Origin of the sequence: Archangium violaceum (genome assembly GCF_016859125.1) — a bacterium.
GTDB classification, from domain to species: domain Bacteria; phylum Myxococcota; class Myxococcia; order Myxococcales; family Myxococcaceae; genus Archangium; species Archangium violaceum_A.
Map to the genome: position 1 here is coordinate 861,008 of NZ_CP069338.1, position 23,664 is coordinate 884,671.

General features: G+C 68.7%; 18 protein-coding genes. 12 read left to right on the plus strand and 6 right to left on the minus strand.

Translation table 11 applies throughout. The features are described from left to right. Positions 1–157: 157 nt before the first annotated feature. Together JQX13_RS03710 and JQX13_RS03715 are read left to right on the plus strand one after the other, a co-directional pair. The gene (locus JQX13_RS03710) at positions 158–1,543 is read left to right on the plus strand and encodes a DEAD/DEAH box helicase (RefSeq protein ID WP_203407704.1); all 1,386 of its coding nucleotides are present in this window, start codon (positions 158–160) and stop codon (positions 1,541–1,543) included. After that, a complete protein-coding gene (locus JQX13_RS03715; protein WP_203407705.1) occupies positions 1,537–2,721 on the plus strand; it encodes a DUF790 family protein in 1,185 nt (394 codons plus the stop codon). The genes JQX13_RS03710 and JQX13_RS03715 overlap by 7 nt, the downstream gene beginning before the upstream one ends. Positions 2,722–2,735: 14 nt before the next feature. Here JQX13_RS03715 and JQX13_RS03720 read toward each other — a convergent pair whose 3' ends face one another. Then, complete coding sequence (locus tag JQX13_RS03720) at positions 2,736–3,107, minus strand: helix-turn-helix transcriptional regulator (protein ID WP_203407706.1); 372 nt, start codon at positions 3,105–3,107, stop codon at positions 2,736–2,738. A gap of 125 nt (positions 3,108–3,232) precedes the next feature. On the opposite strand from JQX13_RS03720, the gene JQX13_RS03725 reads away from it, so the two are divergent. Further along, positions 3,233–3,604 carry a response regulator gene (locus tag JQX13_RS03725; RefSeq protein WP_203407707.1) on the plus strand — a complete coding sequence of 124 codons (372 nt, stop codon included), beginning with the start codon at positions 3,233–3,235 and terminating at the stop codon, positions 3,602–3,604. 15 nt (positions 3,605–3,619) lie between these two features. Here JQX13_RS03725 and JQX13_RS03730 read toward each other — a convergent pair whose 3' ends face one another. Together JQX13_RS03730 and JQX13_RS03735 are read right to left on the minus strand one after the other, a co-directional pair. Then, positions 3,620–3,844: an MbtH family protein gene (locus tag JQX13_RS03730; protein WP_203407708.1), complete on the minus strand. Its 225-nt coding sequence runs from the start codon at positions 3,842–3,844 to the stop codon at positions 3,620–3,622. A 191-nt stretch (positions 3,845–4,035) separates the two neighbouring features. Further along, positions 4,036–7,158 (minus strand): AAA domain-containing protein, encoded by a 3,123-nt coding sequence (locus JQX13_RS03735; RefSeq protein ID WP_239014516.1) that lies wholly within the window; start codon positions 7,156–7,158, stop codon positions 4,036–4,038. 219 nt (positions 7,159–7,377) lie between these two features. Between JQX13_RS03735 and JQX13_RS03740 the strand changes: the two genes are divergently transcribed. Beyond that, positions 7,378–8,202: a metallophosphoesterase family protein gene (locus JQX13_RS03740; RefSeq protein WP_203411862.1), complete on the plus strand. Its 825-nt coding sequence runs from the start codon at positions 7,378–7,380 to the stop codon at positions 8,200–8,202. Between the two features lie 36 nt (positions 8,203–8,238). On the opposite strand, the gene JQX13_RS03745 is transcribed toward JQX13_RS03740, so the two are convergent. Both JQX13_RS03745 and JQX13_RS03750 read right to left on the minus strand, forming a co-directional pair. Continuing rightward, a complete protein-coding gene (locus JQX13_RS03745; protein ID WP_203407710.1) occupies positions 8,239–8,532 on the minus strand; it encodes an ATP-binding domain-containing protein in 294 nt (97 codons plus the stop codon). A gap of 178 nt (positions 8,533–8,710) precedes the next feature. After that, positions 8,711–10,336, minus strand: coding sequence for a carbohydrate-binding module family 20 domain-containing protein (locus JQX13_RS03750; RefSeq protein WP_203407711.1), 1,626 nt, complete (start codon positions 10,334–10,336; stop codon positions 8,711–8,713). A 185-nt stretch (positions 10,337–10,521) separates the two neighbouring features. Here JQX13_RS03750 and JQX13_RS03755 point away from each other — a divergent pair, with 185 nt between their 5' ends. Together JQX13_RS03755 and JQX13_RS03760 are read left to right on the plus strand one after the other, a co-directional pair. After that, entirely contained in the window at positions 10,522–13,623 is a 3,102-nt protein-coding gene (locus tag JQX13_RS03755; protein ID WP_203407712.1) for a tetratricopeptide repeat protein, read from the plus strand. Between the two features lie 18 nt (positions 13,624–13,641). After that, complete coding sequence (locus JQX13_RS03760) at positions 13,642–14,538, plus strand: sigma factor-like helix-turn-helix DNA-binding protein (RefSeq protein ID WP_203407713.1); 897 nt, start codon at positions 13,642–13,644, stop codon at positions 14,536–14,538. 20 nt (positions 14,539–14,558) lie between these two features. Here JQX13_RS03760 and JQX13_RS03765 read toward each other — a convergent pair whose 3' ends face one another. Beyond that, complete coding sequence (locus JQX13_RS03765; RefSeq protein ID WP_203412649.1) at positions 14,559–14,843, minus strand: hypothetical protein; 285 nt, start codon at positions 14,841–14,843, stop codon at positions 14,559–14,561. Positions 14,844–14,952: 109 nt separating this feature from the next. On the opposite strand from JQX13_RS03765, the gene JQX13_RS03770 reads away from it, so the two are divergent. From JQX13_RS03770 to JQX13_RS03795, 6 genes are all read left to right on the plus strand, one after another. Further along, a complete protein-coding gene (locus JQX13_RS03770) occupies positions 14,953–16,512 on the plus strand; it encodes an ABC transporter substrate-binding protein (protein ID WP_343211066.1) in 1,560 nt (519 codons plus the stop codon). Between the two features lie 34 nt (positions 16,513–16,546). Next, complete coding sequence (locus JQX13_RS03775) at positions 16,547–17,524, plus strand: ABC transporter permease (RefSeq protein WP_203407715.1); 978 nt, start codon at positions 16,547–16,549, stop codon at positions 17,522–17,524. Positions 17,525–17,548: 24 nt separating this feature from the next. After that, a complete protein-coding gene (locus tag JQX13_RS03780; protein WP_203407716.1) occupies positions 17,549–18,493 on the plus strand; it encodes an ABC transporter permease in 945 nt (314 codons plus the stop codon). 19 nt (positions 18,494–18,512) lie between these two features. After that, entirely contained in the window at positions 18,513–19,454 is a 942-nt protein-coding gene (locus tag JQX13_RS03785) for an ABC transporter ATP-binding protein (protein ID WP_203411863.1), read from the plus strand. Continuing rightward, positions 19,451–20,533, plus strand: coding sequence for an ABC transporter ATP-binding protein (locus tag JQX13_RS03790; protein WP_203407717.1), 1,083 nt, complete (start codon positions 19,451–19,453; stop codon positions 20,531–20,533). The genes JQX13_RS03785 and JQX13_RS03790 overlap by 4 nt, the downstream gene beginning before the upstream one ends. Before the next feature lie 118 nt (positions 20,534–20,651). Then, positions 20,652–22,958, plus strand: coding sequence for a glycoside hydrolase family 3 C-terminal domain-containing protein (locus JQX13_RS03795; RefSeq protein ID WP_203407718.1), 2,307 nt, complete (start codon positions 20,652–20,654; stop codon positions 22,956–22,958). The last annotated feature ends 706 nt before the right edge of the window (positions 22,959–23,664 follow it).

Consider the following 23,664-nt stretch of genomic DNA (forward strand, 5'->3'; position numbering starts at 1 on the left):
CGACTTTTGAGCGACAATCTCCGCTCCGCCCCGTAAAGAAAGCACCCCGCAGGAAACCTCTCCGGGCACCCTGGCGGTCGAGTCGAAGATGACCTCGAAAGTCATGCCCGGGCGATCGTGCGAAGATACCCAGAACCTCGAGACCCCCTCCCGACCGATGGTGACCGAGCTCCACTTCGACTGCGGAACCCTGGTGGCGCCCACGCTGCCGGAAGATGACGCCCTGCGCGCCGTCTTCCAGCGGGACACGCGCACCGGGGTGTACCGGGCCGCGGCCCGACACTACCGGGAGGTGGTGCTGCGGTTGCGCGAGCGGGGCCTGCCCTACGAGGACCGGGCGAAGCGCTTCGAACCGCTGGCGGTGGAGCTGACCACCCCCATCGAGCCCTTCCCCCACCAGAAGGCCGCGCTGGAGGCGTGGAACCGCGCGGGTGGAAGGGGGCTGGTGGAGCTCCCCACGGGCGCGGGCAAGACGCTGCTGGCGGTGCTGGCCATTGTCCGGGTGAAGCGGCCCACCCTGGTGGTCGTCCCCACGTTGGATTTGATGACGCAGTGGCAGGGGGTGCTGTCGCGCCACCTCGGCGTGCCGGTGGGGATGCTGGGGGGCGGGGTGAGTGACCGGCAGCCGCTGACGGTGACGACGTACGACTCGGCGGCGATGCAGACGGAGTTCCACGGCAACCGCTTCGGCTTCCTCATCTGCGACGAGTGCCACCACCTGCCCGCGCCCAGCTACCGCTTCATCGCCGAGGGCTCGCTGGCACCGTACCGGCTGGGCCTCACCGCCACGCTGGAGCGCACGGACGGGGGCGAGCGCGTGTGCGAGGAGCTGCTGGGGCCGCTGGTGCACCGCACGGACATCCGCGAGCTCCAGGGTCGCTACCTGGCCCCGTACGAGGTGCGCCACATCGAGGTGCCGCTCACCCCCGAGGAGCAGGCGCGGCACGACGAGGCGCGGACGCGCTACCTGACCTTCATCCGCCAGAAGGGCATCCGCTTCGACGTGCCGGAGGGCTGGGCGCGCTTCCTCGCGGAGAGCCAGCGCACGGAGGAGGGACGCGCGGCCTACCGGGGCTACCGGGAGCAGCGCCGCATCGCCCTCACCTCGAGCGCGAAGCTGGACGTGCTCTGGCGCATCCTCCTGGAGCACCGGGAGGACCGGGTCATCGTCTTCACCGACGACAACGAGACGGTGTACACGCTGGCGCGGCGGCTGCTGCTGCCAGCGCTGACGCACCACACCCCCGTGCCCGAGCGCAAGGCGCTGCTCGCCGCCTTCGCGAGCGGGGAGCTGCCGGTGCTGCTCACCTCGCGGGTGCTCAACGAGGGCGTGGACGTGCCGGAGGCGCGGGTGGGCGTGGTGCTCAGCGGCAGTGGCAGCGTGCGCGAGCACGTGCAGCGGCTGGGACGCATCCTGCGCCAACGCCCGGGCAAGCGCGCGCTCCTGTATGAGGTGTGCTCGGCCCAGACGGCCGAGGCGTCCATCAGCGAGCGGCGGCGCCAGCACCGGGCCTACCAGGAAGAGGAGAGCGAGGCATGCTGACGCGCGAGTTGCTCCTCTTCCGCGTGCGCGACGGGAAGCTGCGCCCCACCTTCGTGAAGCGGGAGGACGCGGGACTGCTGAGCCTCGCGAGCGAGCTCATCGCCGAGGTGGAGGCGGGCCTCGAGCGCACGCGGGACGAGGTGGAGGAGACGCTGGGACTGCGTGCCGGCGCGTACACGCGGCCCAAGGTGGCGCGAGGGTTGGTGAAGCTGTTGGTGGACCGGATGCTCTTCGAGGAGCCCGCGGAGGGCATCTCCGAGGCCCGCGCGACGGCCTTCCGCGAGGCGGCCCGGGTGCTGCGCGCCCTGCCGCCGGACGCGACGGTGGAGGCCTACGAGGCCCGTCTGGCGGAGGCCTTCCCCCGCCCGCTGCCCGAGCTGCGCGAGGCCCTGTATGCCGACCTTCCAGGTCACCGGCGACTGCTGGGCTGGGAGGCCCTGTCCGCCCCGGAGTTGTTGGATCGCTACAACCTGGCGCTGGCCCAGGGGCCCCTGTTCGAAGCGCGGCGGCTGACGCTGCGGGCTCGGGCGCCGGAGCTGCTGCGGGTGCGCAAGGTGCTGCGCTGGCTGAAGTTCTGCCGCCTGGTGGCCGAGGTGCGGCGCGACGGCGAGGACTGGGTGCTGGAGGTGGAGGGCCCGGGCGCCATGCTGGCGCTGCAGAAGAAGTACGGCCTGCAGCTCGCGAGCTTCCTGTCGGTGGTCCCGGTGCTGGAGCGCTGGCAGCTCACGGCCGCCCTCGAGAGCCCCCGCCGCCGGGTGACGTTGGTGCTGGACGAGAAGGATCCCCTGGTGTCACCCCACACGAGCGCGCTGGGACACATCCCTCCCGAGGTGGCCACGCTGGCCGGAGGCTTCGACGACGCGGACTGGGAGCTGGACCTGCTGCCCCTGCCGCGCCACACGGGCGCCTCTGGACTGTGCGTGCCGGACCTGACCTTCCGTCACAAGAAGACGGGAAGGGAGGTCGCCCTGGAGCTGTTCCATGCGTGGCATGCCGGCCCACTGACGCGGCGGCTGGAGGAGCTGCGCTCGCGTCCAGATGCGGGACTGCTGCTGGGAGTGGATCGGGCGCTCGCGAAGGACACCCAGGAGCGCGCGCGGTTGGAGGCACATCCACAGGTGGTGCTCTTCCATGGATTCCCATCGGCGAAGAAGCTGCGCGCGAGGCTCTCACCGTGAGACAGACACCCGCCCTACCCGTTCTTCTGGCCCAGGTGCGCGGCCACGAGGCTCAGCACCCGGAGCGAGTTGCGATCCAACTGGCGGGCCCGCCGCAGGAGACGGCGCAGCTCCGCGGGCTCACTGGCCTCGGGCGGCGGGGGCGGAGGCGTCCACGGCGCGGGACTCTCGGAGGACAGGCCCAGGGCCTCGTCGGCGGACAGCGCGAGCACGGCACACAGCTTGCGGAAGGTGGGGACGCTCGGAAGCATGTTGCCTCGCTCCAGGCGCCCGTATACCTCCGTGGCGATGCCGATCCGCTCCGCCACGTCTTCCTGTGTGAGGTTGAGGCGCTGCCGGGCTGCGCGCGCGCACTCTCCCAGCCTCGTTGCGAGCTTTTTTGCCATTGTCCCGGGACCCGAGTGGTTCACCGGTGGCAATATGACTCGGGAGGTTGGTTTCCCAGGACGACTGGGGTAGTATGTCCGTCCGAGGACCCGTCACGTTACATGCGGAGTCCTGGAGGTCCCGGATGAGCGCGGACATCAAGCCCTCCTACCTCTTCGTCGACGAGGATCCGCTGCAACTCTCCGCGCTGAGGAGACTGTTGAGGGATCTGCCCGGCACCAAGCGCTCGGCGACGAGCGGAGAAGAGGCCCTGCTGATGGCGGAGGCGGAACCGCCCTCGGTCGTCGTCGCCGCGTACATCCTTCCGGGCATGGACGGGCTGTCGTTGCTGGCGGCCCTGCGGGCCAAGACCCCGGGACTGCTCTGCGGCCTGCACACCACGCAGCTGCCGGCCAGGGACATCCTTCCGCCGGATGTCACCGTGCTGCTCAAGCCCTGCCCGCCCGAGCGGCTGCGCGCCTTCCTGATGTCGGGCTCGGCCACCGCGGCGAAGTGAGCCCGGCCCGGTACCTCACGAGCCCTTCGCGGCCTCCTCCATCTTCTTGCGCAGGCTCAGCGGACGCATGTCCGTCCACACCTGCTTGATGTAGTCGAGGCACTCGGCCTTGGAGCCCTCCTTGCCGGCGTCCTTCCAGCCCAGGGCGTTCTCGCGGTCCGCCGGCCAGATGGAGTACTGCTCCTCGTGGTTGACCACGACCTTGTACTTCTGCGTGTCCTCGGTGTCCTGGTTGCTCATGTTTCCCATTTCACCCCGCCCATGCACGGCTGGTCAATGTGGACTTGAGGGCGCGGACGCGCAGCAGTGGCCCGACCTCCGAGGTTGGCTCGGAACTTCGGAGGGTGTTCAACCGGTAGGACCTGGCGGGTCCTGACCGGACAGGGAACGGGCATGGACCTGGGAGGGCGGATTCCGGCCTCCGGGCGGACTCACCGTACGCCCCGCGCGAGCGCCCGCGCGTATTCGGCGGCCACCCGAGTGAAGCGGGCACCGGCGAGCCCGCTCACGTACTGGCGCACCATGGCCCGCGTGGCCCCCACGTAGAAGAGGGCGCGGCGCGTCCGCTCCAGCTCGCGCTCCGTGCGCCCCGGCCGGCCCTCCATCCACGCCATGTCGTCCAGCGCGTCCACGCCGCAGAGGAACACCACCGGACTCTCGTGCCCCTTGCACGAGAAGGCCGTCGTCACCCGGACGTAGTCCACCTTCCCCACGCTGAAGCCCGACACGTCCTGACCGCTCCGGCCCCCGAAGGCCACCGCCTGGAGGCCCTCGCGCTCCAGCGCCTCGGACAACCGGGCCGGCCGCACCGGCGCCACCACCAGCACGTCCGAGGGCAGCACCCCCTCCTCCCGCATCAGCCGCTTCACCTCGCGCACCAGCCACGCCTCCTCCGCCTGGGGCGAGTCGAAGGCCCGCACCACCGGCACCACGCCCTCGCGCTCGGTGCACTGCAGCCGGTACAGCCCGTCCACGCCCGCCACCGGTGCCTCCAACAGGCCCTGCTCCCGCAGCTCGTGCGCCCGCATGAACTCGCGCATGCCGGGGTTGGCAACCCCATGCCGTCCGAGGGGATCCAACACCACGTTGAAGGCCAGCTCGGACACCTGGCGCGTGGAGCGGAAGGCCTCGCGCAGCACGCGCACCCGGCCGGTGAAGTCGAGTCCGTCCGGCAGCTCCTTGCGCAGGGCCTCCACCGCGCTGTGGCCGTACACGTTCTGCGAGTCATCCGCGAAGAGCAGGAACGCCTTGAGCGGAGGACCCTCGCCGCGCGCGAGCGGACGGGCCAGCGCGTACAGGTGCGCGAGCTCCGTGGCGCTCAGGTCCTGCGCCTCGTCCACGAAGACGGCATCGAAGCTCTCCGGAGCGAAGGCCCCCGTGCCCGTCATGTGCATGAGCGTCACCCGCTGCGTCATCAACGGCGCGCGCTTGCCGAGCCGCTGCCGCAGGGCCGCCACCAGCAGGCGCGACAGCAGTGGCGTCAGAGCCTTGTTGAAGAAGGACACCAGCACCCGCGAGTCCGGGTGCTCGGCGAGGTAGCGCGCCACCCAGTGCGCCAGCACGTACGTCTTCCCGCTGCCCGCCACCCCGCGCACCAGGTGGTGCCCCTCGTCGAAGCGCCGATCGAAGAGCGCCACCTGCTCCTGGGTGAAGAGCGGCCCCATGCTCCGCAGTGAGTCGATCTCCTGCCCCAGGGCCTCGGGCCGCCGCGCCACCCGCGCGCGCACGCCCGGCATCACCAACAAGGGCTGCAGCGAGAGGCGGGGCTCCAGGCTCGGCGCCACGGGGGTGAGCAACTCCAGCAGCTGCGCGGGAATGGCGGCCTCGGACTCGGCGCGCGAGGAGATCACGAAGAGGTACTCTCGCGCGCGACTGGCGGCCACGTTGAGCATGGGGGTGAGCTCGCTCGGGGCGAAGGGGCGCCCGGCGGCCACGGTGTCCACCACGACGACGTCGTACTCGGTGCCCTGCTGCCGGTGGATGGTGGAGGCCTGGAAGCGCGACTCGCTCCACCCCTTCTCCAGGGCCATCGCGCGCAGCAGCGCCGCCTGGGCCCGGTACGGCGTCACCGCCAGCACCTTCAGGCCCGCCTTCAACGCCGGCCCGGCGAGCGCCATCACCATCTCCGCGGAGAAGGGCCTCCGGTAGCCGTGGCCCGACTCGCCCCGCTCGTGGCAGACGCGGCGAGCGTCCCGGGTGGCCTCGTCCAGCACCACCCAGCAGGCGCGCGCGGCCGGGTACACGTCCACCGTCTTCGGCTGCCGGGTGCGCGGTCCCTCGCCGTCCTCCAACATCCCCGCGTAGCTGAAGCGGCTCACCACGGAGCCGATTTGAGGGTGCATGCGGTGCTGCGTGCGCAGCAGCAACACGTGCGAGGACTCCACCGCGGCCTTCGCGTCCTCCAGGTGCGACAACGGCGAGCTGCGCATCCACGTCTGCACCGGCCGCTCCGCCCCCTCCAGCGCCCGGCTGACGGGGCCGATCTGCTTGGGGTCTCCTCCCAGCAACACCTTGCGTGCCAGCGGCGCCATCAGCCCCACGGCGGCCCGCGACACCATGCCCGCCTCGTCCACCACCAGCCGGTCGAAACGCTGGGTGCCTTCCAACTCGGACACGAGCCGCAGCGCCCGGTGCACGGTGAGCACCATCAGCGTGGCGAAGCCTTCCCGCGCGACGAAGAGCGTCTCGTCCGTGAGGCTATCGCGCACCTTGCGCAGCTCGGCCTTCACGGTGGCCAACCGCGAGGAGGTGGCGCCGTTGAGGAACTCGCGGCGCACGCGCTCCTCCATGTGCTCGATGCGCGCCGCGTGCTTCTGGTACCCCGAGTCGTGGAGGACGGCGGGGAAGGCGTGCGTCAGTTCCTGGCCCACGCCCACGCCGCCGCGGAAGATGCGGCAGGTGGTGTCTGGCGCGTAGAGGGCCCCGGCCTTGGACAGCATGCGGGCCACACGCAGGGCGAGCGTATCGGCGGCGCGGTTGGTGGGCGCCACCGCGAGGATGCGCTCCTTGGGGTTGCGCTGAATGGCCTGCGCGAGCAGCCGCGCCACCGTCTCCGTCTTGCCCGTGCCCGGAGGTCCCCAGAGCAGGGCCCAGGGCTTCTCCCAGAGGTCCTCGGGTCCGGGCGAGGGGCCCGCGCCATCGTCGGGGACGAGTCCCCGGACGCGGTCCAGCGACTCGCGGACATGAGGCCCACGCGAGTCGTAGGCCCGAGAGGCGGCGAGGAGCGCCTCGGAGAAGTCGAAGGGCTGGAAGGCCCAGCGCTCCGCGGAGACCACCTCGGGCGGAATGTGGCCCAACGAGCGCGTGGAGATGAAGACGCGCCCGTTGGTGGGATCCACATGGACGATCTCCCCCACGAAGCGGCGCTCATCGGGGAGGAAGCCGATGAGCTGCCCTCCGCCCCAGCTCGGATCCGCGGCGGGCTGAGGGGTGAGGCCGAGCATCGACTCGTCCTCCAGCCGCACGTCCTCGGCGCCCTTGAGCATCACCCAGCGGTACAGGGAGCGCTCGCTCTCCAACGCCGCCAGCAGATCCTCCGGCAGCACCGAGCGCACGACGAGATCGGCGGGCTCGGCGGAGGCTGTGGACTGAGGAGCCTGGGGGGCAGGCTTCCGGGCGTGATGCCCCTGTGCTGACTCGTTCCCCATACGGAAGGCCGGACCGGTGGCCCCATGGTGCCTGGATGAGGCTCGGAGGAAAAGCAGGGGGGCTGACGAGAAACGATGACGGGGTTCAGGAGTCCAGTAATGTGGACGGTCAGCGCCCCCCCCACCATGAAGCTCTACGCCCTAAGCGATCTCCACCTGCGTTACGAGCACAACCGGCAGGCGCTCGAATCGCTCGCTCCCCATCCAGACGACTGGCTCATCGTGGCCGGGGACGTGGGCGAGACGCTGGAGCACATGGACTTCGCGTGGCGCACGCTGACCAAGCGCTTCCGCCAGGTGATCTGGGTACCAGGCAACCATGAGCTGTGGACACTGACGCGCGAGCAGCCCGCGCTCCGAGGCGAGGCCCGATACCAACAAGTCGTGGCCCAGTGCCGCTCGTACGGCGTGCTCACACCGGAGGACCCCTATCCGCGCTGGCCGGGCGAGGGCCCGCACCGGGTGCTGGTGCCACTCTTCCTGCTCTACGACTACTCCTTCCGCCCGGACCACGTCCCCGAGGAAAAGGCCATCGAGTGGGCGCTGGAGACGCACGTGCTGTGCACCGACGAGGCCGTGCTCCACCCGGACCCCTACCCCACCCGGTCCGCCTGGTGCGCGGCGCGCGTCGAACAGGCGCTCGCCCGCCTGGAGGCCCTGCCGGCGGACTGCTCCACCATCCTCATCAACCACTTCCCGCTGCGCTACGAGCACGTGCGCCTGCCGCGAATCCCCCGCTTCTCCATCTGGTGCGGCACGAAGAAGACGGAGGACTGGCACCTGCGCTTCCGGGCCGAGGTGGTGGTCTCCGGCCACCTGCACATGCCGGCCACGCTGTGGCGAGACGGGGTGCGCTTCGAGGAGGTGTCGCTCGGCTATCCCCAGCAGTGGACCTGGCGCGGCGACATCTCTCGGTGCCTCCGGGAGATATTGCCCGGGACCCCGCGTTAGGCCCGCGATGGATCCGGGTTCGCGCGCTCGCGGAGCTCAGCGCGCGAGCAACGGGCTCCAGGCTCCGGCCGAGGCGAGCCCGAGCCGGTGCGTCGCTCGGGTGACGGCGACGTACAGCGCCCGGCGGGACTCCCGCGTATCCGGGTACGTGCCCGCCGAGGCATCCGGAACGATCACATGGTCGAACTCGAGCCCCTTCACCTCCTGCACGCACGTCACCGTGAGCCCGGACCGGAACTCGAATTCCCCATCGAGCGCCAGCCGCACCGGACTGCCGTGCCGGAGCGCGCGCTCGACGGTCCGCGCGGCCTCGGGCGAGCGGCAGATCACCGAGAGGCCCGCGGAGGGATCCTCCGAACTCCTGGGCCTCGTCGATCACCACGCAGTCGTACGTCGCGAGAGACGTGGGCTTCGCGCCGGAGGCCTCGGCCCGCAGCCGCTCCAGCCTCATAGGTCCAGACGTCGATGCCCTCGACACCCCGGCGATAGGGGCGACAGCGGGCGCGGCTCAGTGATTGAAGCCGCCGTCGCCGCGCGTGGCGGAACCTCCACAAGCCGGAGTGGTGAATTCACGATTGCCACTGGAGGTGGACTGATTGCTCTCCCAGACCGCGGTGGAGCCATTCCACTTCACGTACTTGTACTGAGTGGCGGTGGATGGCGGGAGTTGCACCGTTCCGCTCCAGGTGGCGTTGGCACCCGTTCCCTGGATGGTCAGCCTGAAGCCACTGGCGGGAGTCCAGCTCCCCAGCGCGGTCTGATTGCCCACCACGTAGAGCTCCTGCCCGAAGGTGGTGTTGGCGTTGTTGATGCTGAAGGACACCGGCACGGACGTGCACGTACCACCGCCACCGTCACCACCGCCGCTCCCGCTCCCCTGCTTCCACACCGCGTAGCCGCTCCCGGACGTGGCGAGCGTCCAACCCGTGCCCGGGCTCCAATCCGTGCTGCCGATCTTCATCGCGGTGTTGCCATTGATGATGGCCGCGTACAGACCGTTCTCGGCTCGCTGGATGGACACCGTCGACGTCGAGGTGATGCCCTGGGACTTGCGCACGTCCATCAGCGCCTTGATGGCAGCCTTGAGGTTCCAATCATAGATGTGCGGGTAGTACACCGAGGGAATGCCCGGGTGGGTGAGCACGTAGGCGTAGCCCTGCATCACCTTGTCGCAGGGCACCGGCCAGTGGCGCTGCCCGACATCGCAGTTCTCGCTCGGGCCCGTGTCGTGGTTGTCCACGAACGTCACCATCTTCTGCGCCCACCAGCCGATGCCACCCGCCGGCTTGCCCGAGCCGTCCCTCAGCCGGCCATACTCGTTGTAGGACAGCGCCTGATTGAGCAGTCCCTTGGTCGTGAAGTCGAACACGCCGCACGTCCCGCCCGTCCCGTCGACGTAGTTGAGCAGCTGCTGCCGGTGGGCATCCACGTTGCCGTAGTTGAGGTCGGTCCACACCTCGCCCACGCAGAAGTCCGGCGCCATGGCGTCGTGATAGACCTTCGCGTAGCCGGGGGCGTAGCCCTTGGAGTAGTCGTAGCGGATGCCGCTGAAGCCCACGCCCTTGAGCCGGCTGCTCAGCCAGTTCTTCAAATCCCCCTGCACCACCGGGTTGCTGTGATCCAGATCGCGCGCGGCGCCGTAGCCATCGCCGGAGTCCGCGGCGCCCGTTCCCTGACCCCACTCATCGTTGGACGTCACGGCATAGCTGCCCCAGCTGGGGTTGGTGAAGTCCGCCCAGTTGGAGGTGCCCACGCGGTGGTTGATGACGACATCCGCGACGACCTTCACCCCACTGTTGGAGAAGGCATTGATGGCGTTCTTCAGATCGGTCTCGCTGCCATAGCTCGAATCGAGGACATTGAGCTGCCGGGGCAGATAGCCTTCCTTGGACGCCGCGTCGCTCGGCGGCGGGAACCACACATGGGTGAAGCCCATGGCTCCCAGGTCCGACGCCTTGCTGGAGAGGACGCCGTACCAGTTCGGGCTCGTGGCGTTGGCGGAGTTCCAGTGGAAGCCCTGCACGAGGATGGCACTGCTGGCCTGGGCCTGCTGGGTGGCGGCCTGGGCGGCTCCCGCCTCCGCCAGCATCGCGAGGCCCGCGGCCGAGACGAGACAAGGGATGAGCTTGCTCACTGTTTCTACTCCCTGGAGTGAGTTCTACTACTTACTCATGCTTTCCAGAGAAAATGAGTCCGTCAATTCTTTTCCGCCAGGAAAATATTACTGAAAGTTACTGATTTACAGGTTCAATCGCGGGCCCTCCGCGGACCCCTCAGGTCCTCCCGGAATTCCGGTTTCTGATAACCTGAAGGGCCTGGATGACGTGCCCGGACGAAACGACGCTGAGCGACTTCCTGGAGGGGTTGCTCCCGGAGGACAGCAGGGCTCGAGTGCTGGCGCACGTGGAGGACTGCGCGGGCTGCCAGCGCGCGTTGGCCGCGGGCGAGGACTCCGCACCCGGGAGTTCCGCCCCCGAGGTTCCCGACGGGACACTCCCACCGCTGACGCGGGGCGCCACCGTGTCGCGCTACGTGGTGCTCGAGCGCATCGGCCAGGGAGCCATGGGGGTGGTGTACGCGGCGTACGACCCGGAGTTGGACCGGCAGGTGGCCCTCAAGCTGCTGCGCCCGGAGGGGCGCCACGTGGAGGAATTGCGGCGGCGGCTGCTGCGCGAGGCCCAGTCCCTGGCCCGGCTCTCCCACCCCAACGTCGTCTCCGCCCATGACGTGGGCACGTGCGGCGACGGCCTCTTCCTGACCATGGATCTGGTGGAGGGCACCACGCTGGCGGAGTGGCTGAAGCAGCCGCGTCCCTGGCGCGAGGTGCTGCGCGTCTTCCTGGAGGCCGGACGGGGCCTGGCGGCGGCGCACGCCGCGGGGCTGGTGCACCGCGACTTCAAGCCCGCCAACGTGCTGGTGGGCCACAATGGACAGGTGCGGGTAACGGACTTCGGGCTCGCCAGTTCCTCCGGACAGCCGGACGCGCCCACTCCCCGCCCACGGCCGGAGTCCGCGCGCGAGAACGCCGCCACCCCGCTCACCCGCACGGGCGCGCTGCTGGGAACACCGGCCTACATGGCGCCGGAGCAACTCCAGGGCAACGGCGCGAGCGCGCTCTCGGACCAGTTCAGCTTCTGCGTGGCGCTCCACGAGGCCCTCCATGGAGAGCGCCCCTACCAGGGGCATACCCCCGAGGAGCTCGCCCAGGCGGCCCTCGAGGGGCGGGTGCGGCCACCGGGGCGCGAGTCGAAGGTGCCCTCCTGGGTGCGGCGCGCGGTGCGGCGTGGACTGCGGGCCCGGCCCGAGGAGCGCTTCCCCTCCATGGAGACCCTGCTGGCGGCGATCAGCCCGCGCGCCCTCCGCGTCCGTACCTGGGTGGCCGTCTCCGCCGCGACCGCCAGCCTGGTGGGCCTGGCCGTGGGCTACGAGGTGGCGCACCGGCGCGAGGTCCGCTGTGCCCAGGAGGCGGAGAAGCTCGCCACGGTCTGGGGGCCCGAGCAACGCGAGCGGGTGCGCACGGCCTTCCTCTCCACGGGCAAGCCCTACGCCGCCTCCATCTGGGAGAACGTCTCCGCCGCCCTGGATGCCCACGCCGCCCGGTGGCGCGAGCTGCGCACCGAGACGTGCATGGCCTCCTCCAGCACGCCCTCCACCACCGGACTGCTGACGGCCGCCTGCCTCGACACCCAGCTGTGGCAGTTCGCCGCCATCACCGAGGTGCTGCGGAAGGCCGATGCCCAGACAGTGCAGAACGCACCGCAGATGATGGCCTCGCTCGAGGGGCTCACCGGGTGCCACACCACACCGGCGCTCGTCACCCGGCCACAACCCCCGGACGACCTCCGCCCCCGGGTGGACGCGGTGCGCCGCAGGCTCGCGGAGGCCCGGGCCCGCATGGACGCGGGCAGCCACGCCCAGGGCCTCGAGGTGACGTCGGCCCTCGTCCCGCAAGCCCGGAACATCGGCTACCGCCCGCTGGAGGCGGAGGTCCTCGTCCTGCACGGCCAACTCCACGGCCTCGTCGGCAAGCTCCAGGAGGCGGAGGAGATCCTCTACCGCGCCCTCTGGGCCGCCGATGCCGGACGTGACGACGAGACGGTCGCGCGCGTCTGGCTCCTCCTCATCTGGGTGGTGGGCGAGCAGAAGGCCCGCATGGACGAGGCGGAACGGCTCGTCCATCACGCCCGCGCCGCCGTGGAGCGGCTGGGGAAGGAGCGCTTCCCCGCCATCACCATCGAGTTCCACCTGCGGATGGGCGGGCTGTTGCTGGTGCAGGGCAAGCTGGACGAAGCGGACGCGGAGTTCTCCCGGGGCCTCTCGCTGTCGCGCGAGCTGTATGGCCCCGAGAGCCTGCGCACCGCCCATTTCCTCTCCAGCCTCGGCCGGGTGCGCACGCGCCAGCAGCGCGGTCCGGAGGCGGTGGCCCTCTTCCGCCAGGCCCAGACGCTGCGCGAGCGCATCTGGGGCCCCGACCACCCCGGCCACGCCCTCAACCTCAGCAACCTGGCCAGCGAGCTGTTGTGGATGGGCCAGCCCGAGGAGGCACTCGCCACCTTCCGGCGCTCCCTGGCCCTCCTGGAGTCCTCCCGCGCCCCGGACCACCCGAGTCTCGCCACACCGCTCAACAACCTGGCCGCCCTCCTGCGGCGCCGGGGCCAGCTCGACGAGTCCCGCCGGTACTTCCAGCGAGCGCTCGCCATCTTCGAGCGCACCAAGGGGCCGGACCATCCCAACACGGCCGCAGCCCTCTGCGGACTGGGCTACGTGGAGTCCGATGCCCAGCGATTCGACGAGGCGCTCGCCCATGGCCAGGAGGCCCTGACACGTGTCGAGCGCGCGCTGGGTCCGGACACCCCACGCGCCGCCTCTCCGCTGGAATGCCTGGGGCACATCGCCCTGCAAGCGGGCCGCTACGAGCAGGCGCGGCGGTACCTGACGCGCGCGCTGCACCTGTTGGACAAGGAGTACGGCCCGGACAACGCCACCGCCACCACCGTGCTCCGCGACCTCGCCCGGGTCGAGCTGGCCACCGGCGCTCCGCACGCGGCGCTCGTGCACTGCGAGCGCGCCCGGATGCTCGACGAGAAGGCCCAGGGCGCGGAGAGCCCGGACGCGGCGCTGGGCCTCGCCTGCATGGCGGAGGTGCACCTGGCCCTCGGAGCCCCGGAGCAGGCCGTGCCACTGCTGGAGCACGCACGGCGGATCCACCAACGCGCGCCGCTGGACCTGCTGGACGAGTCGCACACCACCTTCCTCCTGGCCCGGGCCCTGTGGGAACGACACGAGGCTCCGGCGCAGGAGCGCGCCGCCGCGCTCGCGGAAGAGGCCAGGGCCCTGCTGTCCAACCAGAAGCCCCGGGGCACTCCGGAGCTGCGGCAGGTCATGGATTGGATCGCCCGGCACCCGCCTCGGGCACGATGAGGAGCGCGAGGAGACCCCATGAGTGGAGAGGCGGAAACCGGTGTCCTGACGGCGATGCTGCTGGCGCATGCTCCAGCGGAGCGGCGTGAGGCGCTCGAAGGACTGGCGGACCTGGAAGCGCTCCTGCGGAGCCACCTCGAGGCGGGCCAGACGGCATGGCCCTCCGTCCCGCTCCCACCCGAGACATTCATGCGGCATCTGGCCCGGCACCTGCCCCCGGACGACACCCTCGCCCAGGCGCTGCACCAACTCCACGCAGCCGACCTGTACCTCGCCTGCGCCTGCGCCGCGGGCGACGCCCAGGCCCTGCTCGCCTTCGAGCAGCACGTCCTGAAGAAGGTGCCTTCCCGCCTCGGACAGCTCTCCGCCTCCACCGTGGACGAGGTGCTGCAGCTCCTGCGTCAGCGGCTGTTGATGAGCGCGAGCGGCACCGCGCCGAAGATCGCCGACTACGCGGGCCGGGGTCCCCTGGCGGGCTGGGTGCGCATCAGCGCCGTGCGCGCCGCCGGAGAGCTGGCCAACCAGGAGGGACGGCAGGAGCTCTTCGGTGAGCCTCCCGAGTCCCTTGAGCGGATGCTGTCTCCGGAAGATCCGGAGCGTGTCCTCGCCCGGGCGGATTCGCGCCAGGCCCTCACCGAGTCCCTCCAGGCGGCGCTGGCCCGCCTCTCCGAGCGCGAGCGGGCCCTGCTGCGCATGCACCACATCCACGGCCTCACCATGGACCGGCTCGCGACGATGTATGGCGAGCCCCGCTCCAGCCTGGCGCGCCGGGTGGTCCAGGCACGTGAACGGCTGCTCAAGCTCACCCGCCTGGAGCTCTCCTCCCGGCTGAAGCTCGAGGGCCGCGAGTTGGAGAGCCTCCTGGGCTGGGTGAGCAGCCGCCTGGACGTCAGCCTCCACCGGTTGATGAGCTGAGCGGCGGCCGCGACATCGCGCTACACATCAACGACAGACATTCCGCTAGATATTTGCCCCCCGAGCGGAATTCCCTTCACGTAAGAAACTCCCTGGGAAACCCGTTGGAAGAGGGGCTGTCCTGTTTTCAACAGCTGTGGCTCCTCGCGCATCTCCGCTTGTGTATGGCCCTCTTCGGCACGACTTCCGATAACGCCTTGCGTCGAAAAAGGAATCTGCTTGCGATGAGGAGGATTGCGTATCATGCGCCCCTCTTCTTGGAGGGGAAAGCGATCCATGTCACGCCGGCTGCTGATGATGTGCATGTCCCTGCTGTCTCTTGGGGGCCTCGTTCACTGTTCGAAGAGCCCGAAGGAGGGCGCCCAACCAGCCACAGCGACCGCGGCGGCCACGGCGGCTCCGAAGGCCACGGCGATGACGATCGCTCAGGAGCAGCAGGCCTCGTGGATCCGGAACTTCAATCCCTTGCTCGCGTCGAACAGCTCGCGCTGGCCGACCCGCGCCGGCGTCTACGAGCCGTTGATGATCTTCAACACGCTCAAGGGCGAGCTCGTGCCCTGGCTGGCCACGAAGCACGAGTGGAGCGAGGATAACAAGAAGCTCACCCTGACCCTGCGCCCTGGCGTGAAGTGGTCGGATGGTCAGCCGTTCACGGCCAAGGACGTGGCCTTCACCTTCGGGCTCATGAAGCAGCACAAGGCCCTCGATATCTCGGCGGTGTGGACCTTCCTGGATTCGGTCCAGGCCAAGGATGACGCGACGGTCGAGTTCACCATGACGCGCGCCTTCGTGCCCGGCCTCATCTATATCGTTCACCAGCCGATCGTTCCGGAGCACAAGTGGAAGGACGTGGCCGATCCGGTCATGTACAAGAACGAGACGCCCGTGGCGACGGGCCCCTTCACCGAGGTGAAGGTCTTCCAGAATCAGGTCTTCGAGCTCGGACGCAACCCGCACTACTGGCAGCCGGGCAAGCCCGCCGTCGAGAGCATCCGCTTCCCGGCGTACCCGAGCAATGACCAGGCGAACCTCGCGCTGCTCACCGGTGAGCTGGACTGGGCGGGCAGCTTCGTGCCCGACATCGACCGGGTCTTCGTCGCCAAGGACAAGGAGCACAACCACTACTGGTTCCCGCTCGTGGGCAATACGACGGTGCTCTACGTGAACACCACGAAGAAGCCCTTCAATGACGTCCGCGTGCGCAAGGCGCTCAGCATGGCGATCGACCGCGATCAGATCGTCAAGGTGGCGATGTATGGCTACACGCGGCCCTCCGACGCGACGGCGCTCAGCGACACGCACGATCGCTGGCGCAACCCCCAGGCCGTCCAGGCGGGTGACTGGACGAAGCTCAACATCGAGAAGGCCAACGCCATGCTCGACGAGGCCGGCTACAAGAAGGGCGCGGACGGCGTGCGCGTGGGACCGGACAAGAAGCCCCTGCGCTTCGACGTCAACGTCGTCACGGGCTGGACGGACTGGGTGCGCGCGGCGCAGATCATCACGCAGAACCTCAAGCAGGTGGGTGTCGACGCCGTCCTGAAGACCTACGACTTCAGCCCCTACTTCGAGCGCATCCAGAAGGGTGAGTTCGACGCGAGCATGGGGTGGACCTCGGAGGAGCCGTCGCCGTACTTCGTCTACCGCGACCTCATGGGAACCGAGACGCTCAGGCCCATTGGTGAGGTGTCGGCCCGTAACTGGCACCGCTACGGGAGCAAGGAAGCCGACGCGCTCCTGCAGGCCTTCGAGGCCACGAATGATCCCGAGGAGCAGAAGAAGATCGCCTATCAGATGCAGGACCTCTTCGTGAAGAACGCGCCGGTCATCCCCCTCTTCCCCGGTCCGTCCTGGGGCGAGTACAGTACGCGCCGCTTCACGAACTTCCCCAACAAAGACAATCCCTACGCGAAGCTGACGCCCAACACTCCTCCGGAGAACCTGCTCGTCCTGGTCGAAGTGAAGCCCAAGTGACGACACCGCGTTAGAGAAAGGCTCACCCGGTCCCGTGCGACACATCCTGAGAAACCTGGGCTTGTACGCGTTCGCCGCGTGGGCCTCTCTGACGTTGAACTTCCTGATTCCACGCCTCATGCCGGGCGATCCCGCCTCGGCCATGTTCGCGCGCTTCGCGGGTCAGCTCCAACCGGAGGCCATCGAGGCCCTGCGCCAGGCCTTCGGCTTCACGGACGAGCCCCTGCTCCAGCAGTACTTCACCTACGTGGGCCACCTGTTCCAGGGCGATCTCGGCCTCTCCGTCGCGTACTTCCCCGCGAAGGTGACGGACGTGATCGCCACGGGACTCGGCTGGACGCTCCTGCTCTCGGGCGTCGCGGTGATCATCGCCTTCGGGCTCGGTTCGCTCCTGGGCGTGATCGCCACGTGGAGGCGCGGCGGCTGGCTGGACTCGGTGCTGCCGCCGGTGCTCATCTTCCTGGGCGCGTTCCCCTACTTCTGGTTGGCGATGATGCTCCTCTACGTGCTCGGGCTCACGTTCGAGGCCTTCCCCATCCGCCATGCCTACAGCGACACGCTCGCGCCCGCCTTCAGTGCCGAGTTCATCCTCGACGTCCTCCAGCACATGGTGCTCCCGGCGACGGCGATCGTGATCGCCTCGCTCGGAGGCTGGATGCTCAACATGCGCAGCACCATGGTGGGCGTGCTGGCCGAGGACTACATCACCATGGCGAATGCCAAGGGCCTGTCCCAGAAGCGGATCATGTTCCACTACGCCGCTCGCAACGCGCTCCTGCCCAACGTCACGGGCTTTGGAATGGCGCTGGGGTTCGTCCTCTCCGGCTCGCTGCTGACGGAGATCGTCTTCTCGTACCCGGGACAGGGCTACCTGCTCATCCAGGCGGTACGCAACCAGGACTACGCGCTCATGCAGGGCATCTTCCTCACCATCACGCTGGCCGTGCTGGGCGCGAACCTGCTCGTGGACATCCTTTACGTGTGGCTCGATCCGCGGACGCGGGCGCGCTGACGGGTGGGAAGGAGGGAGCCTGGAATGTCATCTGCGAATCAAGCAAGCAAGCAACGCTCGGGGTTCATCTGGCAGCTCCTCGAGAATCGTAAGGCGACGGTGGGGGTGGTGCTCATCCTCCTCTTCGTGCTGATGGGTCTCTTCGGACCGCTGCTCGTGTCGGTGGATCCCTCCGCCTTCGTGGGCCCGCCGCACCAGCCCCCCTCGTCCGAGTTCCTCCTCGGAACCACCGGGCAGGGACAGGACGTGCTCGCGCAGACGATCGCGGGGGCCCGCACGTCGCTCGCGGTGGGCTTCCTGACGGGCTTCGCCGTCATGGCGATTGGCGCGCTCGTCGGGATGACCGCCGGATTCTTCGGCGGTTGGGTCGACAGTGTCCTGTCGTTCTTCACGAACGTGTTCCTGATCATCCCCGGGCTGCCCATGGCCGTCGTGATCGCGGCCTACCTCCAGCCCGGTCCCGTCACCATCGGGCTCGTGTTGGTCATCACCGGGTGGGCGTGGAACGCGCGGATGCTGCGCTCGCAGCTCCTGTCGCTCCGGGAGAAGGACTTCGTCATGGCCGCGATCGTGAGTGGCGAGGGGCGCCTTCGCATCATCTTCCGGGAGATCCTCCCCAACATGACGTCGCTGCTGATGAGCGGCTTCATCTCGGCGACGGTCTACGCGATTGGCGCGCAGGTGGGTCTCGAGTTCCTGGGGATCGGCGACGTCAGCACGGTCACGTGGGGCACGAACCTGTACTGGGCCTCGAACAACGCGGCCCTGCTGACGGGCGCGTGGTGGACCGTCGTTCCCACGGGCGTGTGCGTGGCGCTCGTCGGGTTCGCGCTCGTGCTCGTCAACTACGCGATCGACGAGATCACCAACCCGCGGCTGCGGGCCGAGGCGACCTGGACGCGGGTCCTCAAGAGCCATGACCTGGAATCGGGGCTGTCGACGCCCGTGGTGAGGCCCAGTGGAAACTAAGCCCTCGACGTTGCTCTCAGTGCGTGACCTCCGGGTCGAATACCTGACGCCCACGGGTCCCGTGTGCGCCGTCGACGGCGTCTCGTTCGACATTGGCCGGGGCGAGGTGCTCGGCCTGGCCGGCGAGTCGGGCAGCGGGAAGTCGACCGTGGCGCAGGCCCTCCTGCGAATCCTCCGGCCTCCCGCGATCATCACGGGCGGGCAGGTGCTCTTCGAGGGCGAGGATATCCTGGCGATGAGCGAGGCGCGGCTGCGCGAGCTGCGCTGGCGCAAGGTGTCGCTCGTCTTCCAGAGCGCGATGAACTCGCTCAACCCCATCCTCACGATCGGCGATCAGATCATCGACGCGATCGAAGCGCACCAGAAGGTGAAGCGCTCCGAGGCCATCGACCGGGCCGTCTACCTGCTGAAGCTCGTGGGTATCGACAGCTCGCGGCTCACGAGCTACCCGCACCAGCTCTCCGGAGGAATGAGGCAGCGCGTGGTGATCGCCATCGCGCTCGCGCTCGAGCCGCCACTGATGCTCATGGACGAGCCGACCACCGCGCTCGACGTCGTGGTGCAGAAGGAGATTTTGCATCAGGTCACGGAGCTCAAGGACAAGCTCGGGTTCTCCATCCTGTTCATCACGCATGATCTCTCGCTGATCCTCGAGTTCTCCACGCGCATCGCGGTCCTCTACGCGGGCAAGCTCATGGAGATGGCGCCCTCCCAGGAGCTCTTCCACGCGCCCCGGCACCCGTACACGAAGGGCCTGCTGGGCTCGGTCCCCTCGGTTCGGGGGCCGCGCAAGAAGCTCGTGGGCATCCCGGGCTCGCCCCCGGACATGCGAAAGCTGCCCGCGGGGTGCCGCTTCAACCCGCGCTGCCCGTCGGCGACGGACCGCTGCCGGATCGACGTGCCCGAGCTGCGCGTGCTGGGGCCCGATCACATCGAAGCCTGCCACCTGGAGTCCGCATGAGCACCGTCGACCGGCAGAGCCAGGCCATCCTCGAGGCCCAGGGCATTGGCAAGTACTTCCAGGTGGGAGGGGGCTTCAGGCCGAAGCGGCTGCGCGCCCTCAACGAGGTCTCCTTCGCCCTGGGGCAACGGCAGGTCGTCGCGCTCGTCGGCGAGTCGGGCAGCGGCAAGAGCACGATCGCGCGGCTGCTCGTGCGGCTGATGGAGCCGTCGTCCGGGAAGATCCTCTTCCGTGGCAGGGACATCCTCCAGGAGGAGCCCCGGCAGGCCTCGCTCGACTACCGGGCGCAGGTGCAGATGATCTTCCAGGATCCGTTCGGGTCGCTGAACCCGGTCCATACGATTGGCGAGCACCTCGAGAGGCCTCTGCTCATCCACGGCAAGGCGAAAGGCGCCGGGGAGCTCAGGGACCGCGTGAACGAGCTGCTCGAGACCGTCGACCTGAGGCCAGCGGCGGAGCTCGCGGCCCGCTATCCGCATCAGCTCTCGGGCGGGCAGCGACAGCGTGTGGCGATCGCACGGGCGCTGGCCCCCGGACCCTCCGTGATTCTCGCCGACGAGCCGATCTCCATGCTCGACGTGTCGATCCGCGTCGGCGTCCTGAACCTGATGGAGCGGCTCAAGGAGGAGCGGGGAATCTCGTATCTGTACATCACGCATGACATCGCGAGTGCGCGCTACTTCGCGGACCGGACGATGGTGATGTACGCGGGGCACATCGTGGAGGGCGCGCCGAGCGAGGAGCTGATGCAACGGCCCGCGCACCCCTATACGCAGCTGCTGCTCTCGGCGGTGCCGGATCCGAACGGCTCGATGCAGAGCGCGCTGAAGGCGAAGTCGGGTGCGCCCAAGCTGATCGATCCTCCGCCCGGCTGTCCGTTCGCCGACCGGTGCCCGAGTGTCATGGCGGTATGCCGCCAGGAGATGCCGGGCACGACGCAGCTGGAGCAGAATCGCTGGGTGCGGTGCCACCTGTTCGGCCAGGGCGCCACGCTCGGTACGGTGGGCTCGCAGGAGCAGAACGCCGCTGACCCGGTCATCGCGAACGTCGCGGCGCGGCGTCTCGAAGAAGCACGCTGACTGGAAATCCCAAGCCCCTGAACCCGGCCGTGAACTTCCCGGCGGTGGCCCGGCTCCCGAGACATGGGAGCCGGGGCCCCTCCGCCATGCGCAGTGTCTCTCGACGAGGCCCCCAGACATGTCCGAACAATCCAAGACTCACAAGGCAAGAGCGCAGGAACTGGTGTCGCAGATGACGCTGGAGGAGAAGGCCCTGCTCTTGTCTGGCAATGGCTCGTGGACGACCCACGGGCTCGAGCGGCTGGGCATCCCCTCCATCTTCATGACGGATGGTCCGCATGGACTCAGGAAGGCACTGGGGCCGAACATCGCGGAGAGCGTTCCCGCGACCTGTTTTCCCACGGCGTCCGCCCTGGCCTCGACCTGGAACACGGAGCTCATCAAGCAGGTGGGCGCCGCCATGGCCCGGGAATGCCAGGCCCATGACGTCCAGATACTGCTGGGGCCGGGCATCAACATGAAGCGCTCCCCCCTGGGCGGGCGCAACTTCGAGTACTTCTCCGAGGACCCCACCCTGGCCGGTCAGCTGGCGGCTTCCTACATCCAGGGAGTCCAGGGCGAGGGGGTGGGGACCTGCTTGAAGCACTTCGCGGTGAACAATCAGGAGTTCGAGCGGATGGTGAACAGCTCGAACCTGGATGAAAGGACCCTGCGCGAAATCTACCTGCCAGCGTTCGAGATCGCGGTCACCCAGGCCCAGCCGTGGTCGATGATGTGCTCCTACAACAAGGTGAATGGTGTCTATGCCTCGGAGAACCATCTCCTGCTCGAGGACATCCTCCGGGAGGAGTGGGGTTTCGAGGGGGCCGTGGTGTCGGATTGGGGCGCCGTCCACGATCGCGTGAAGGGCATCATGGCCGGGCTGAACCTGGAGATGCCCGGCAGCGGCGACGTGAATCGCAAGAAGATCCTCGAGGCCGTCAAGACGGGACTCCTGCCGGTGCAGCGCCTGGATGAGGTGGTGACCTCGCTGCTCGCCGTGGTCCTCAAGGCCGCGGAGGGCCGCAAGGCCGGTGTCACCTTCGACGTGGATCAGCACCATGCCCTGGCGAGGCAGGTGGCGGGTGAGAGCATCATCCTGCTGAAGAACGAGGACAACCTGCTGCCGCTGGACATCGGGGCGAAGAAGAAGCTCGCCGTGATTGGCGCCTTCGCCAAGGAGCCCCGCTACCAGGGCGCTGGAAGCTCGCAGGTGAATCCGACGCGCATCTCCAATGCGTATGACGAGCTGCTGGCGCTCGTGGGCGGGAGCGATCGCATCCGGTACGCGAGCGGCTATGACATCGAGGGGGTCACCACCGCCCAGCTGCTCGAGGAAGCGCGGCAGCAGGCGAAGGACGCGGACGTGGCCATCATCTTCGCGGGCCTGCCGGACAGCCACGAGTCCGAGGGATTCGACCGCTCCACCCTGGACATGCCCGAGGGGCATAACCGGCTGATCGACGCGGTCAGCCAGGTGCAGCCCAACACGGTGGTGGTGTTGATGAACGGCTCCGCCATCACCATGCCCTGGGTGGGCCGGGTGAAGGCCATCCTGGAGGGCTGGCTGACGGGGCAGGCGGGCGGAGGAGCCATCGCCGACGTCCTGACCGGCAGGGTCAACCCCTCGGCGAAGCTGGCGGAGACCTTCCCGATGAGGTTGGAAGACACGCCGACCGCCACCGAGTTCCCCGGACTGAATCAGCAGGCCCACTACGGCGAAGGCGTCTTCATCGGCTACCGGCACTACGACAAGAGGAACATCACGCCGCTGTTTCCGTTTGGCTTTGGCCTGAGCTACACCACCTTCGCCTACTCGGAGCTGACCTTCAGCGCGCCGTCCATCAAGGACACCGAGACGCTGACCGTCCAGCTGAAGGTCCGGAACACGGGGAAGGTGGCTGGAAAGGAGATCGTCCAGCTCTACGTCCGTGAGGACAGGCCCGTGGTCAGCCGTCCGGACAAGGAGCTCAAGGCCTTCACCAAGGTGGCGCTCGAGCCCGGCGAGGAGAAGACGGTGAGCTTCACGCTGAAGCAGCGTGATTTCGCCTACTACAACACCGCCCTCCACCGGTGGGTCGTCAACCCTGGCAGGTTCGACATCCTGGTGGGTGGTTCATCCAGGGACCTGCCCCTGCGAAAGCATGTCCAGGTGGAGACGACCCAGGTGGCCGTCCCCACGCTGACGCGCAACTCCATGGTGAAGGAGTTCAAGAACCACCCGAAGGGGATGGAGGCCTACCACCTGCTGAAGAACGTCATCATGGGAAGCTTCGAGGAGAAGCGTCACGTGAAGCGTACGCCGCAGGAGGAGTACGCCTGGAAGAAGGCGGAGATGTCGACGCTGGTGTTCGTCAACGACATGCCCGCCTACAAGCTGATCAACTTCTCCGAGGGCAAGTTCACCGAGCAGATGCTGAACGACATCCTGGCGCGGGTTCAGTAACGGGGCACGCCTTGGAGCGGCGGGTTCGCTTCCCGCCGCTTCCAATAGAGGTTGCCCGCCGCCTTGAGTCAAACCCACTCCTAACAAGGATGCGTGGATCGCCTTAGGGGACCAAATCGGTTCTTGTCGGACCGAATTTGACCAAATCCGGAGGCGTATAGGCGGATGGGGGCCGTGTTGAGGGAGAGGGCTGGAGCCGAGGGGTCGAGGAGGCCTGCAGACGGGTGCCATGAGGGCTGTGCGCCGGGCCGGTGGAGACGCGGTGCAGCCCCATTGGGCACACGCTGGCCCAGGTGGCCCCCCAGCGGGAGGCAGCAGGGGCGTGGGCGTCGGACTGTGACAGGTTCTCCATAATGGCGCGCACTGCGTTGGGGGCCGTCAGGTACTCCAACACCCGGCTCCTGCCTCCACTCCAGGCACAGGTGAAGACATCCAAGACGAACGTCCTGCTCAGCAGCTTCGTCTGGTCCACTCGCCGCATCCGCTCCTTCTTCGGCTCCTTCCTGACCGCTGCCTCTGGTGCCACGCTCTCCCCCTCCTCAGCACTGCCCTCTGCACCGGCGCGGCGCTCGGCCTTGCTCGCTCCGGCAGCGGCCCTCCTCGACCCCTTTGCACCAGCCCGCCCCCTCAACACGGCCCCCATCCCTCCTATGCTCTCGTGCTGGTCGGGATCGAGCGCCCGGATCGAATCGCGCGCTCCGCCTCG